The organism is Micromonospora sp. CNZ297 (assembly GCF_007827625.1).
In genome coordinates this window covers 349,716-363,524 of sequence record NZ_VISU01000001.1, presented here as the reverse complement: position 1 = coordinate 363,524, position 13,809 = coordinate 349,716, and the positions used below count along the sequence as shown (strand labels likewise).

9 protein-coding genes are annotated in these 13,809 nt (G+C 76.1%); 3 read left to right on the top strand and 6 right to left on the bottom strand.

Annotated elements, in window-relative coordinates:
- Positions 1 to 49: 49 nt before the first annotated feature.
- Positions 50 to 2,824, top strand: a complete 2,775-nt coding sequence (locus tag FB454_RS01625; RefSeq protein WP_145822332.1) for a LuxR family transcriptional regulator — start codon at positions 50 to 52, stop codon at positions 2,822 to 2,824.
- On the opposite strand, the gene FB454_RS01620 is transcribed toward FB454_RS01625, so the two are convergent.
- From FB454_RS01620 to FB454_RS01605, 4 genes are all read right to left on the bottom strand, one after another.
- Complete coding sequence (locus FB454_RS01620) at positions 2,752 to 3,972, bottom strand: MFS transporter (protein ID WP_030268457.1); 1,221 nt, start codon at positions 3,970 to 3,972, stop codon at positions 2,752 to 2,754. The genes FB454_RS01625 and FB454_RS01620 overlap by 73 nt on opposite strands.
- Positions 3,973 to 4,051: 79 nt before the next feature.
- Positions 4,052 to 4,525 (bottom strand): hypothetical protein, encoded by a 474-nt coding sequence (locus tag FB454_RS01615; RefSeq protein WP_145822331.1) that lies wholly within the window; start codon positions 4,523 to 4,525, stop codon positions 4,052 to 4,054.
- A 33-nt stretch (positions 4,526 to 4,558) separates the two neighbouring features.
- Entirely contained in the window at positions 4,559 to 4,747 is a 189-nt protein-coding gene (locus tag FB454_RS01610) for a hypothetical protein (protein WP_013286843.1), read from the bottom strand.
- 41 nt (positions 4,748 to 4,788) lie between these two features.
- Positions 4,789 to 5,601, bottom strand: a complete 813-nt coding sequence (locus FB454_RS01605; RefSeq protein WP_236619277.1) for a hypothetical protein — start codon at positions 5,599 to 5,601, stop codon at positions 4,789 to 4,791.
- 110 nt (positions 5,602 to 5,711) lie between these two features.
- Here FB454_RS01605 and FB454_RS01600 point away from each other — a divergent pair, with 110 nt between their 5' ends.
- Together FB454_RS01600 and FB454_RS01595 are read left to right on the top strand one after the other, a co-directional pair.
- Positions 5,712 to 8,372, top strand: a complete 2,661-nt coding sequence (locus FB454_RS01600; protein WP_071094576.1) for a cation-translocating P-type ATPase — start codon at positions 5,712 to 5,714, stop codon at positions 8,370 to 8,372.
- A gap of 33 nt (positions 8,373 to 8,405) precedes the next feature.
- Positions 8,406 to 9,287, top strand: coding sequence for a universal stress protein (locus FB454_RS01595; RefSeq protein WP_013286840.1), 882 nt, complete (start codon positions 8,406 to 8,408; stop codon positions 9,285 to 9,287).
- Positions 9,288 to 9,363: 76 nt separating this feature from the next.
- Here the strand turns inward: FB454_RS01595 and FB454_RS01590 are convergent, their stop codons facing one another.
- Together FB454_RS01590 and FB454_RS01585 are read right to left on the bottom strand one after the other, a co-directional pair.
- Positions 9,364 to 9,663 carry an STAS domain-containing protein gene (locus FB454_RS01590; RefSeq protein ID WP_013286839.1) on the bottom strand — a complete coding sequence of 100 codons (300 nt, stop codon included), beginning with the start codon at positions 9,661 to 9,663 and terminating at the stop codon, positions 9,364 to 9,366.
- A complete protein-coding gene (locus FB454_RS01585; RefSeq protein WP_013286838.1) occupies positions 9,660 to 13,808 on the bottom strand; it encodes a SpoIIE family protein phosphatase in 4,149 nt (1,382 codons plus the stop codon). The genes FB454_RS01590 and FB454_RS01585 overlap by 4 nt, the downstream gene beginning before the upstream one ends.
- Position 13,809 lies beyond the last annotated feature (1 nt).

Below are 13,809 nucleotides of genomic sequence, written 5' to 3'. Positions count from 1 at the left end.
TCGCGTCGCGCCCGCCCGCCCTGACGACGCCGGCGGCTAGCGTGCGGTCATGGGCAGTGGTCCGGCGCCGGCCGGTGCCGTCGGCACGGCCACGGACACCGGCGGGGACGCCCTGCTCGGGCGCGCCGGCGAGTGCCGGCGGCTCGGTGCGCTGCTGGCCGACGCGGTCGACGGTCACGGCGGCGCCCTGGTGGTGCTCGGCGCGGCGGGCGTCGGCAAGACGGCGCTGCTGGAGCACTGCGCCGCCCGGTCCACCGGGATGCGGGTGCTGCGCGCCACCGGCGCCCCGTTCGAGGCGGAACTGCCGTTCTCCGCGCTGCACCAACTGGCGCGCCCGCTGCTGCACCGGCTCGGCGATCTGCCCGCGCAGCAGGCCGACGCGCTGCGTACCGTCTTCGCCATCGGCGGCGGCTCCCGTCCGGTCAACCGGCTCGCCGCGTACGTGGCGACGCTGAGCCTGCTCACGACGGCGGCCGAGGACACGCCGGTGCTCTGCCTGGTCGACGACGCGCACTGGATCGACCCGGCCTCGGCGGAGGCGCTGCTGTTCACCGCCCGGCGGCTGCTCGCGGACCGGGTCGCCGTCGTCTTCGCGGCCCGCGACGCCCCCGCGTTCCCCGCGCCCGGCCTGCCGGAGCTGCCGCTGACCGGTCTGCCGCGGGACGACGCGATCCGGCTCGCCATGCGCGCCGGCCTGGACCCACGGGTCGCCGCCGACCTGGCGGCGGCCACCGCCGGCAACCCGCTCGCGCTGACCGAACTGCCGGCGACGCTGTCCGAGGAGCACCGCAACGGGTGGCTGCCGCTGCGGGAGCCTCTCGTGCTCGTCGAACGCATCGAGATGACCGTCCTGGCGCACGCCCGTGGGCTCCCCGACGACACCTGGCGCGCGCTCGTCGCCTGCGCGGTCACCGAGGCCACCACCCCGGCGCTGCTGGAGCGGATCCTGGCGGCGGACGGGCTGCGCCTGGGCGTGCTGGACCCGGCGGTCGACGCCGGGCTGATCCGGGTGACCGATCGCGAGGTGACGTTCCGCCACCCGCTGACCCGCGCCGCTGTGCACTCGGTCGCCGGCCCCGGCCGGCGGCGGGCCGCCCACCTGGCGGTGGCCGCGGCGCTCACCGGTGACGACACCGCCGACCGCCGGGCCTGGCATCTCGCGGCCGCCACCACAGTGCCCGACGAGGGCGTCGCCGCGTTGCTGGCCGACTCCGCCGAGCGGGCGCAACGCCGGGGCGGCGTGGTGGCCGAGGCGCGCGCGTACGAGCGGTCCGCCCGTCTCACACCGGACCCGGACGTACGCGCGTCCCGGCTCGCCGCCGCGTCCCGCGCCTGGGCCAACGCGGGCGCGAGCCGGCACGCGATCACGCTGGGGGAGGAGGCGATCGGGCTGACCCGGCGCGCCGACCTGCGTTGCCGGGTCAAGCCGTTGCTCGCCCACCTGGCGCAGCAGCACTGTGACACGGCGGGCGCCGAGGCGTACCTGGCCGACGCGCAGGCGTACGCGCAAGCGGATCCGCTCGGCGCGGCCCGGCTGATGAGCGCCCGCGTCAACCAGTTCTGGGCGCGGCTGGACGTCACCGGCATGGTGCCGCTGTGCGCGCGGGTGGCCGAGCTGGCCGCCGCGGACGCGGGCGCGACCTGGCCGAAGGGGCCGATCCGGCTGGCCGCGGCGCAGGTGCTGGCCGGGCTGCCCGAGGGGGTCGCGTCGGCCCGTGCCCTGGTCACCGCCTGCGCCGGCCACGCCGACGGCTCGGCGGCGGAGCTGGCCGAGGTGTTCTGCTGGATCGGGGAACACGACACCGCGCGTGCGCTGCTGGAACCGGAGATCGACCGGGCCCGCGCCACCGACGACGTGTTCCTGCTGGCGTACGCCCTGCCCCGGCTCGCCGGGCTGGAGTGGCGCACCGGCCGGCTGCACGCGGCGTACCAGGCCGCCGCCGAGGCGGTCCGGATCGCCGAGCAGGTGGCGCTTCCGGTGCTGCGGGCGGAGGCGCTGGCCGTGCTGGCCCTGGTGGAGGCGCTGCTCGGCGAGGAGCCGGAGGCGCTCGCACACGTCGAGGACGCCCGTCGTCTCCTGCCGGGCGAGTTCCGGGAGATCGAGGTCCGGCTCCGCTACGCCACCGGGATCGCGGCGGTGGTGGGCGCGCGCTGGCACGACGCCGTGACCGAGCTGGAACGGGTCCGCCGGGCCCAGCGCGACGGCGGCATCGCCGAACCGGGGTGGCTGCCCGTCGCGGCCGAGCTGGCCGAGGCGTACGCGCACCTGTCCGACCCGCAGCGGTCGGCACGGCGGTTGCGCGACCTGGCCGGTACGGGTGGTGCCGCCGCCCGCGCCGCCTCCGCGCGCGTCGAGGGCCTGCTCGCCGGCGAACCGGACCTGGACGAGGTCTTCGCGGCGGCGCTGGCCCGGTGTGATCCCGCCGTCGTCCCGCTGGAACGGGCCCGGACGCTGCTGAGCTACGGGCAGCGGCTGCGCCGGGCCCGCCGTCGCCGGGACGCGCGGGTCCAGTTGCACGCCGCGCTGCGGTTGTTCGAGGCGCTCGGCGCACAGGGCTGGGCGCGGCGGTGCCGCACCGAGATCGACGCCACCGGCCGGCGGCCGCCCGAGCCCGGCGACCGGACCGTCGACCGGCTGACCGGCCAGGAACGCCTGATCGCCCTGCACGTGGCGGAGGGCCTGACGAACCGGGAGATCGCGGCCCGGGTCTTCCTGTCACCGAAGACCGTCGAGTACCACCTCGGCAACGTCTACCGGAAGCTGCGGCTGCGTTCCCGGCCGGAGCTGATCCGCCATTTGTCCGGCCCGCCGGCCGCCGGTTGACGACGCGGCCGGACGGCCGCCGCCAGTGCCGCGGCCAGGCACGCCACCGCGGCGAGCACCAGCGGCGGCCGGCCGCCGACCGCGACCGCCGCGGACCCGAGCGGGATGGCCAGCGTGATCGGGCCGAACATCGCGGTGTTCGCGGTCCCGGCGACCCGCCCGAGCATCGCCTGCGGCGTGTACGTCTGCACGGCGGTGACCGCCGCGACGAGCGTCCACGGCAGACCCACACCGACGACGACCGAGGCGGCCACAGTGCCCGGCCACCAGGGCAGGCAGCGCCCCAGACAGCCGGCGGCGAACAGGACCGCGCCCGCGGCACCGACCGTGATCTCGCCGTGGCGACGGACGAGCCGGCCGACGACGAGCCCGGCGAGCAGTGACCCGCCGCCCTGCGCGCTCGCCAGCACACCGAGGAACGTCGACGGCAGCGCCAGGTCCGTCACCACCACGTCGTACAGCGCTGCGGTGGTGAACCCGGACATCGCGATGGACACCGCCGCGAGCGCCACGGGTACGCGCACCGCCCGCCGGGCCAGCAGCGCGGCGAGGCCGTCCCGCACCCGCGCCGGGCGTGCGGCCGGGGGAGCGGGGGCGGTCCGCGTCAGGCGCAACGCGCCGTACAGGGCGGCCGCGAGCACCGGTACGGCGGCGGCCAGCACCGCGACGACGTGCCCGCCCCGCCACGCGTACAGGCCCGCCCCGGCCAGCGGCGCCACCAGCTTCATGCCCTCCTGTGCGCTCGACCGCCAGCCGTTGACGTCGGCCAGCCGGGCCGGGGGGAGCGCGGCGGGCAGCAACGCGGTCTCGCCGGCGTCGACGAGCACGTAGCCGATGCCGTAGGCGAGCGAGACGGCGTAGATCAGCCACGCCTCGCCGGGCCCTCGCACCGCCAGCAGGCTCAGCAGCGCGGCGGCGAGCGCGAGGTCGACACCGATCACCAGGGGACGCCGGGGCACCCGGTCGAGCAGGCCGCCGAGCCACGGTCCGGCCAGCGTCGGGGCGTAGACGCAGAGCCCGGCCAGCGCGGCGAGCCCGGTGGAACCGGTGAGATCGAGGATCCAGATGCCGGAGACCAGGGCCATGGCGCTACCGCCGAGGCCGGACAGCAGCGAGACGGCCACGAACAGGACGGCGTTGCGGCGCATGGATCCCCCGAGAGGTTGAGTCTGGTGGACTCACATCCTCCGGAGTTGAGCCGTCTCGGGGCAATGCCTTGGGCGTACGTCAATGTGATGTTGACAGCGCGGCGGCGATGCGCCGGGCGGCGTCGCGTGCCGGAGCGGGCAGCCGCCGCCCCGCCCCGGCCAGGTCGTCGGCGAGGTGCGCGGCCAGCGCGTACAGCGGCCCGGCGGGGGCGTCCAGCGCGAGCGCGCAGGTGCGGCGCGTCAACGCCGCGCGGGCGAAGCGCCCGTCCCACGCGCGGTCCGTCTCGATCCAGCGGTGCAGGTCGGTGACTGCCGCCCGCAGCACGGGCAGTTCGGGGGAGCCGCCCGGGTCGAGCCGGGCCAGGCGGGTCCGCCGGGCCGCCACGAGGCGTTGCCGGCGCTGCTCGGCGGCCTGCCGGCTGCCCAGGCCCAGCGCCCGCGCGACGTCGGCCCAGGTGGCGCCGTCATGCCGGGCCCGGTCGATCAGGTCCAGCTCGCGGTCGTCCAGCCGGACCCGGGCCGCGGCGACTTCGGACAGGCGGTCCAGGGTCACCCGTCAACGCTACATTGACATCGGCCTGGCACGTCAGTCCTCCGGGACGCCCGGGCCCACCTCGCCGCGCGCCAGGCGCTCGGCGTTGCGGTCGGCCTCACTCTCCGCGTTCTCCGCCCCGGCGCCCGGATCCCGGGTACGCCGCCCCTCGGCGTCCTGGAACACCTGCCCGCGCTCGAGCGCGCCCTCCTGCTGCCGCTGGAACTGCTCCGGATCAGTCATGACCGTCAGGTGCCCCGGCGGCCGCGTGGCAAACCGGTACGTCAGCGCGGCGGCGCCACGTAGAGGGCGGTCCGGCAGCCGGTCTCGCCCGGCTCCAGCCAGATCCGGTCGTACCCGGGACTCTCGATCTTCCCGGCCGGCGTGCGGACGAGCAGGAGACAGTCCCGTTCGGCCGGTACGCCGACGGCGGCGACGAGCGCGCCCTCGTGCACTGTCGTGTCGACGCTGATCCAGTCCTGTGGGAAGGCCGCCCGCACCGCGCCCGCAAGCGTGTCCGGGGTGGCGGTGCGCAGCACGGCGGTGAGCCGCTGCCGCCCGTCCTCGGGCACCCTCGGCACCGGCGCGGCGGTGGGCGGCGAGGGAGCGGGGCCGCTCGGACAGTCGATCTCGTGGTACGTCGTGTAGCGGTAGAGCTCGAACTCGTAGCGGTAGCAGCGCGTGGCCTCACCGGCGCTGTTGCTCGCGCCACCGATCGACACCGGCGGCTGCTCCGGCACCGTCACCACGAACCGCACGTCGACGGTGGCCCGCTCGTTCCCGGCGGTGCGCCCGGACCAGGCCAGCGCCTCCCGCCGGACTGTCGCACCGCCGCCGGACGCGGCGTCCGTCGGCTCCTGGACGATCTCGGCCGCTGCGATCGACCCGGCGTCCCGCGCCCGGTTGCGGTGACCCAGCTCCGTGTTGAGCTGCTTCGCCTCCGCCGCCGCGGTGTCACGCGCCAGCGCGTCGCCGCTCTCCTCCCCGAACCCCCTCCCGCACCCCGCCGACGCGAGGAGGAGCACCGCGAGCGTCCACCGGACCCATCGGTGACGGGACGGAGGTGTCGGCTCGGTGGCGCTGCGTGTCCGGCTCACCGCGCCGACGTTACCGGCGAGCCGGGGGCCGCGCTGCCCCGTACGCGGGGGGCCGTTGGTCCCGGGTCCGACAGGCCCTCGGCCCTGCGAGCCACGTAGGTTCGCGCGGCATGCTGGGATTGCCCGGCGCGGGCGGCGACGACATGGAGGACGATGTGGTGATCAACGGCGGGCCGGCGACAGCGACGACGCCCACCGAGATCTCTCCGGCCCCCGCGACCGGGCTCAGCTCGGCCGAGGCGGCCGCCCGGCTGCGCGCCGACGGCCCGAACACCGTGGCCGCCCCGCGCAAGCGCGGGCTGGCCGGCCGGGTGTTCCGCCAGCTCACCGACCCGCTGGTGGCGCTGCTGCTGGCCGCCGCCGTGGTGACCACGCTGCTGCGCGACTACCCGGACACCGCGGTGATCGTGCTGGTCGTCCTGATCAACACCGCGATCGGCGTGGTGCAGGAGGTACGCGCCGACCGGGCCGTCGCCGCGCTGGACCGGCTCGCCGCACCGACCGCGCGTGTGGTCCGCGACGGCCGTGACCTCGTGCTGCCCGCCGCCGACCTGGTGCGCGGCGACCTGGTCCGGCTGGAAGCCGGCGACGTGGTACCCGCCGACCTGGACCTCACCGACGCGGTACGCCTCAGCCTGGACGAGTCGGCGCTGACCGGCGAGTCGGTGCCGGTGGCCCGGGTCGCGGGGGAGGAGGCCAGCGCCGGCACCGTGGTCACCACCGGCCGCGCCACCGGAACCGTGGCGCGCACCGGCGCGGCGAGCGCGCTGGGCCGGATCAGCGCCCTGGTCGCGGCGACCCGGCCGGCGCCCACCCCGCTGCAACGACGCCTGTCCTCGCTCGGCCGGGTGCTCGGCCTGACCGCCGTGGTGCTCTCCGGGCTGGTCTTCGCCATCGGCGTGCTCGACGGGCGGCCGGTCACGCAGATGGCCGTCACCGCCGTCAGCCTCGTGGTGGCGGCCGTACCGGAGTCGCTGCCCGCCGTCGTCACGCTGGCGCTCGCCCTGGGTGCGCGCCGGATGGCCGGCAGCCGCGCCATCCCCCGCCGGCTGCACGCGGTGGAGACCCTCGGCTCGGTCACCGTGATCGCCTCCGACAAGACCGGCACGCTCACCGAGGGCCGCATGGCGGTGCAGTACGCGGTCGTCCCCGGCCGGGACCGCTACGCCGTCACCGGCACCGGCTACGCGCCCGACGGCGAGGTGCACCACCGCGGCGAGCCGGTGAGCGCCCCCGACGAGCTGCGCGCTCTCGCCCGCGCCGGGCTGCTCTGCAACGACGCCACAGTGACGCCGCCGACCGACGAACGGCCCGAGTGGACGGCGATCGGTGACCCGCTGGAGGCGGCGCTCGTCACGTTCGGCGCCCGCTGCGGCCTGGACCCGGACACCACCCGCGACGCCTGGCCCCGCGTGGCGGAGGCCCCGTTCGACCAGGACCTGCGCCGCATGACCACGGTGCACCGCCGCTGCGACGGGCGCTACCTGGTGGTCTGCAAGGGCGCGCCGGAGAACCTGCTGGCCGCGCCGCTGGTGGACGCCGACGCCGCGGAACTGGCCGAGCTGACCGGCGCCGCGCACCGGCTCGCCACCGAAGGGCTGCGGGTGCTGGCGGTGGCCTCCGCGGTGGTCGACACCCTGCCCGACCCGGCCCGGCCGACCGGCCTGCGCCCCCTGGGCCTGGTCGCGGTCGGCGACCCGCTGCGCGCCGCGGCCCCCGGCATCGCCGCGGGCTTCGAGGAGGCCGGCATCCGGCTGGTCCTCATCACCGGCGACCACCCGGCGACCGCCGCCGCCATCGGCGGACGGCTCGGGCTCTGGCGCGACGGCGACCCGCTCGCCAACGGCGACGACGGCGACCCGGGCCGCGCCCACCCCGAGACCCGGGTGTACGCGCGGACCCAGCCGGAACAGAAGCTCGACATCATCGCCGGCCTCCAGAACCGGGGGCACGTGGTGGCGATGACCGGCGACGGCGTCAACGACGCTCCGGCGCTGCGCCGCGCGGACATCGGCGTGGCCATGGGCGGCGGCACCGAGGTGGCCCGGCAGGCCTCCGACCTGGTCCTCGTCGACGACGACCTGACCACCGTGGCGACCGCCATCGGCGAGGGCCGCCGGATCTACGACAACATCCGCCGGTTCCTGCGCTACGCGCTCGCCGGTGGCGTCGCCGAGATCGCGGTGATGCTGCTCGGCCCGCTGTTCGGCCTGCCGGTGCCGCTGCTGCCGGCGCAGATCCTCTGGATCAACCTGCTCACCCACGGCGTACCCGGTGTGGCGCTCGGCGCGGAACCGGCCGAGCCGGGCACGCTGCGCCGGCCGCCCCGCTCGCCGCAGGAGTCGGTGCTCGGCGCCGGCCTGGGCCGGGACGTGCTGGTCACCGGCGGGCTGATCGCCGCGGCGACGCTCGGCGCCGGGGTGTGGGCCGCGGCGGCCGACCGGCCGTGGCAGTCGGTGGTGTTCGTGGTCCTCGGCCTCGCCCAGCTCGGCGTGGCGCTGGCGGTCCGCGCGATCCGTACCCCGGGTTCGCGCGAGCGCAACCTCGCGCTGCCGGTGGCGGTAGCGATCTCCGCTGTGCTCCAGGTGGCGGGCGTGCTGCTGCCGCCCCTGCGCGAGCTGCTCGGCACCTCGCCGCTCAGCGCGCTCGACCTGCTCGCCTGCGCCGCGATCGGCGTGCTGCCCGGGCTGGTGCTGCGGCTGACCCGCCGCTTCCGCGGGACCAACGGCCCCCACGCCGGGCCCGCCGGCCCTGCCGGGCCGGCCGCCTGACCGGCAGGCTGAGGACGAGTGAAGGAGGACGACATGACGATCCACTCGCAGGCCCCCGTCGTGGTGGGCGTGGACGGCTCCGCCGCCTCGCTGGACGCGGTCCGGGTGGCCGCCCGCGAGGCCGCCGACCGGAACCGGCCGCTGCAGGTGGTGCACGCCTTCATCTGGCCGCTGACCCGCGCGCCGCTCACCCCGGCCCCGGGCGCGCCCGCCGGCGCCGGCCTGCGCAACCAGGCCGAACGGGTCGTCGCCGAGGCGGTCGCCGAGGCCGGCAAGGTCGCCCCGGACGTGCCTGTCACCGGCGTGGTGGTCGACGGCGCGCCGGCGGCGGTGCTGGTCGCCGAGTCCCGCGAGGCGGCGCTGATCGTGCTCGGCCACCGCGGTCTGGGCGGGTTCGCCGGCCTGCTGATCGGCTCGGTCACGCTCCAGGTGTCGGCCCGCGCGCACTGCCCGGTGCTGGTGACGCGCGGCGAGGCGCGCGCCGACGGCCCGGTCGTGGTCGGCGTGGACGGCTCCGAGCTGTCCACCGCGGCGGTCGGGTACGCGTACGAGGAGGCCGACCGCCGGGGCGCGTCGCTGATCGTGGTGCACGCCTGGCTGTACCCCACCCCGATCGGCCCCGGCGACATCCTGCCCCTGGTGTACGACCCGGAGGCGCTCGCCGAGGAGTCCCGGCGCGTCCTCGCCGAGTCGATCGCGGGCTGGGCCGAGCGTTACCCCGACGTGCCGGTACGGCAGCGGTCGCTGCGCGGCGCCCCGGCCCGGGTGCTTGTGGAGGAGTCGAAGGACGCCCAGCTCGTGGTGGTCGGCGCGCACGGACGGGGCGCGCTGGGCGGGCTGCTGCTCGGCTCGGTCAGCCACGCGGTGCTGCACCACGCCCACTCGCCGCTGGTGATCGTGCGCAACGGAACCTGACCCCGCGACCGCGCCCGACCAGGCGACAGCCCGTGACGGCGCCCGACCCGCGACAGCGCCTGACGCCCCGACGGCGTCAGGCGCTGCGGACCGTGGTGAGGTCGGCCAGCCCGGAGATGGTCAGCAGCGGCTCCAGCAGCGGGCCGGCGATCAGCGCGATCCGGTCGGCGTGCGGGAACAGCGCGGCCAGCCCGGCGCTGTCCAGGTACTCCACCTTCGTGAGGTCCACGACCAGGGGCTCGCCGTCGGGGCGTACGGCCTCGGCCAGCGCGTCGGCGAAGGCGGACGCGTTGCTCATGTCGATCTCACCGACGGCGGCCAGCACGCGGACGCCGTCGGGGCTGTCGCTCGTGGTCAGGGTCAGGGACGTGCTCATGGCGTGATCCTCGCCTGCATGTCGACGGTGGTGCCGGTGGCCCCCGGAGTGACGCTGATGTTGTCCATCAGCGCGCGCATGAGCACGAGTCCCCGGCCGCGGTGCGGGTCGGGAGGCTGGTCCCGGTCGCGCCAGTGTCCGCTGTCGGTGACGCTCAGGCGCAGGGCGCCGGCGGTGGCGGCGGCGCGCAGCCGGATCCGGCCGCCCGGGTTGTCGCGGTGCCCGTGCTCGATCGCGTTGGCGCACGCCTCCCCGGCCGCCACCAGGATGTTGTACGCGTGGGCCGGGGCCAGCCCGCAGCGGTCCAGCCATCCCCGCAGCGCGGTGCGGACCTCGGCCAGGCGCGTCGACTCGGCCGGGAACTCCAGTTCCAGCGGCCCGGGGTGACGGTAGAGCAGCAGGGCCACGTCGTCGTGGTAGCCCCCGTCCGGGGTGAGCCGGTCCATGATCTCGGTCGCCAGCACCTCGACCGGCGCGTGGTGGCCCTGCTGGATGGCGTCGGTGGCGCGGGCGATGCCGGCGGTGATCGGCTGGCGGCGGCGTTCCACCAGGCCGTCGGTGTAGAGCATCAGGGTGGCGCGCGGCGGGACCGTCGCCTCCGCCTCGGGACGTTCCTGCCCGGGGCGTACGGCCAGCGGCCGGGACCGGCCGTGCTGCAGCAGTTCGGGAGTGCCGTCGGCGCGGACCACGATGGCCGGTGGGTGACCGGCGCTGGAGTAGCGCATCAGGCCGGTGGCCGGGTCGAGGACGCCACAGAAGACGGTGGCGCAGGACGCCCCCGGCAGCAGCGCGGCGAACCGGTCCAGCGCCACGAGCGTCCGGGCCGGGCTCGGGTCCTGCAACAGCAGGGCACGGCAGGCGCTGCGCAGCTGACCCATCACCGTCGCGGCCTGAAGGCCGTGTCCCACGCAGTCGCCGACCACGATGCCGATGCGCCCGTCCGGCAGCTCGACGGTGTCGTACCAGTCGCCGCCGACCTTGAGCGGCATCGCGGCGGGGGAGTACCGCACCGCGAAACCGGCGGGGAGCTGCGCCGGGCCGAGGATCGCCCGTTGCAGGGCCAGCGCGGTCTCCCGCTGCTGGTCGATCTGGTGCACCCGGTGCAGCCCCTGCCCGATGTGGCCGGCCAGCAGCGCCAGCAGCGTCTGGTCCTGCTCGGTGAAGGGCCGCTTCTCGCCCAGGTCGATCCAGAGCGCCATGGTGCCGTGCGGATGCTCGACGGCGATGCCGGCGCCGTGCGTACGCGTCGCCACCGGGGTCAGCAGCGGGGTGTCCCGCAGCGCGAGCAACGCCTGCCGGCGCTCCTGCGGTAACGTCTCCCACCGGGCCGCCGGATCGGTGGCGGTCACCTCGGGGGCGGGCAGGTCGCGGAAGACGGCGGTGAGCACGCCGGCCGCCCGCCACAGCTTGCGCAGCTCGTCCAGCACCCCGTGCAGCGCGTCGGTGAGGTCGTCGGCCTGCGACAGCCGCATGCTGAGCCCGGCCAGGGCGGTCTCCCGCTGCACGGCGTAGTGCTCGGCGGTGACGTCGCGGAACGTGCCGACGATCATCCGGCGGCCGCTGTCCGGGTCGTCGACCTGGTTGAACGCGGCCGAGATCCAGATCCGGTGCCCGTCGCGGTGGGTCACCGGCACGGTGTACGTGCCACGGGTCTGCCCCACGAGTCTCGAGAACGCCTCTGCCACCTGGCGGTGCGCCTCGGGCTCGGCCTCCCGGTCCGGCCACCACGGGTGCACCGCGGGGTAGGGCAGGTCCTCGGTTCCGTACCCGAGGATGCCGGTGAACGCCGCGTTGATCTCGACCACCGCGCCGTCCTCGTCGCAGACGAAGAACGCCTCCTGCAACGAGTCGACGAGCGCGGTACGCCAGCGGGCGTGGTGGTTGCGCAGCCGGGCCAGCTCCACGTTCGCGCGTACCCGGGCCAGCAGCTCGGCGGCCGGGAACGGCTTGACCAGGTAGTCGTCGGCGCCGGCCTCCAACCCCTCGATCGAGGCCTCCTGACCGGCGCGGGCGGACAGCAGCAGCACCGGAGTGCCGGCCGTACGCTGGTCGGCGCGCAGCGCGGCCACCAGTTGCAGGCCGTCGAGCCGGGGCATCATCACGTCGCTGACCACCAGGTCGGGGGTGTGCGCGCGGGCGGCGTCCAGCGCGGCCCGCCCGTCGGCGACGGCCCGCACCTCGTGTCCGGCCGAGCGCAGCAGCCGGGTGAGGTACTCCCGCATGTCGGCGTTGTCGTCGGCCACCAGGACCCGGGCCGGCGCCCCACCGGGCAGCGGCTGGACCGGCCCCTCGGCCGGGTCGCCCTCGCCGACGGCGGCGCCCGGGTCGGCGGGCAGCCAGCGCAGCGCCTCCTGCACGAACGGCTCGGCCGACACCGGCGCCCGGCCGGTGCCCGCCGGGGCGAGCGCGTCGGCGGGCAGGTGGGCGGTGCCGAACGGCAGCCGGATCGTGAAGGTGGTGCCCCGGCCCACCGCGCTGGACGCGTCGATGTCGCCGCCGTGCAGCGTGACCAGCTCCTGGACCAGGGCCAGGCCGATGCCGCTGCCCTCGTCGGAACGGGAGCGGGCGTTCTCGATGCGGTGGAACCGCTCGAACAGGCGCGGCATCTCGTCGGCGGGTACGCCGATGCCGGTGTCGGAGATCCGCAGCACCGCCGCGTCGCCATCGGCGCGCAGCTCCACCCGGATCGTGCCGTCGAAGGTGAACTTCAGCGCGTTGCTGAGCAGGTTCAGCACCACCTTCTCCCACATGCCGCGGTCCAGGTGCACCGGCTCGGGCAGGGGCGGGCAGTCGACCTCGAAGGACAAACCGGCCCGTTCGATAGCCGACCGGAAGACGCTCGCCAGGTCGGCGGTCACCGCGGCCAGGTCCACCGGCTCGTAGCGGGCCTGCATCCGCCCGGCCTCGATGCGGGAGAAGTCGAGCAGGCTGTTGACCAGCTTGCCCAGGCGCAGCCCGTTGCGGCGGATGACGTCCAGCTCGGTGCGGACCTGCTCGTCGGCGCCCTGCAACCGGCCGCGCAACTCGTCCAGCGGTCCCATGATCAAGGTGAGCGGGGTGCGGAACTCGTGACTGATGTTGGAGAAGAACGCGGTCTTCGCGCGGTCCAGCTCGGCGAGTTCCTCGGCGCGCCGCTGCTGCGCCTGGTAGCTGCGGGCGCTGGCGATCCCGGTGGCCAGATGCCCGGCGGTCAGCTCGACGAAGCCGCGGTACCCGTCGTCCAGCGCCCGGTAGCGGTTCAGCCCGGCGACCAGGAACCCGTACGGCGCTCCGCCCTGCTGGCGCAGCGGCACCAGGAGCGCCTCGGCCGGCGCGGCGGGCCAGACACCGGCGGGCAGGTCCGTGAAGGCGGGGCCGTCGAGCGCGACCCGCACCGACTCGCCCTCGGTGAGGGCGCCGGCCGGCCACGGCGCGGCCGGGTCGCCGGGGGACAGCGTGGCGGGGGCCGCCGGATGGCCCGCCGCCAGCCCGGTCGCCTCCACCAGCCGGGCGCCGCCGTCGTCGTCGTACAGGTAGGTGAGCGTGAACGGCAGGTCCTGCGGGTTGCGGGCCAGCTGGCGGCTGACGAACGCGAGCGTCTCCTGTTCGGTGCGGATGACGCTCGGGTCCGAGCCGAGGTCGCGCAGCGTGGCCATCCGCCGTTCGCCGATGACCCGCTCGGTGTCCTCGCTGACCACACAGAGCATCCCGACCAGGCTGCCGTCGTCGGCGCGCAGCGGGCTGTAGGAGAACGTGTGGTACGTCTCCTCCCGGTAGCCGGCGCGCTCCAGGAACAGCAGCAGGCCCTCGTCCCAGGTCGCCTCGCCGGTGCGCAGCACGGTGTCGACACGAGGGCCGATGTCGTCCCAGATCTCCGCCCATACCTCGTTCGCCGGCAGCCCCAGCGCCCACGGGTACTTGCGGCCGAGCGTGTCCCGCCGGTAGGCGGCGTTACAGAAGAAACTGAGCTGCGGCCCCCAGGCCATCCACATCGGGAACCGGGAGGACAGCAGGATCCGCACCGCGGTCCGCAGGCTCTGCGGCCAGGTGTCCGGCGGGCCCAGGGGGTGCGCCGACCAGTCGATCCGCGCCAGGTCCGGCCCGATCTCCGCGTCCACGGCGAAGACGTCGGCACGCGTACGCGGGTCGGTGTCAGCGCCGCTCATC

Bases quoted from the DNA above. Each gene is read 5' to 3' on its own strand.
- FB454_RS01625 (WP_145822332.1), top strand. From the start codon at position 50: ATGGGCAGTGGTCCGGCGCCGGCCGGTGCCGTCGGCACGGCCACGGAC.
- FB454_RS01620 (WP_030268457.1), bottom strand. From the start codon at position 3,972: ATGCGCCGCAACGCCGTCCTGTTCGTGGCCGTCTCGCTGCTGTCCGGC.
- FB454_RS01610 (WP_013286843.1), bottom strand. From the start codon at position 4,747: ATGACTGATCCGGAGCAGTTCCAGCGGCAGCAGGAGGGCGCGCTCGAG.
- FB454_RS01600 (WP_071094576.1), top strand. From the start codon at position 5,712: ATGCTGGGATTGCCCGGCGCGGGCGGCGACGACATGGAGGACGATGTG.
- FB454_RS01595 (WP_013286840.1), top strand. From the start codon at position 8,406: ATGACGATCCACTCGCAGGCCCCCGTCGTGGTGGGCGTGGACGGCTCC.
- FB454_RS01590 (WP_013286839.1), bottom strand. From the start codon at position 9,663: ATGAGCACGTCCCTGACCCTGACCACGAGCGACAGCCCCGACGGCGTC.
- FB454_RS01585 (WP_013286838.1), bottom strand. From the start codon at position 13,808: ATGAGCGGCGCTGACACCGACCCGCGTACGCGTGCCGACGTCTTCGCC.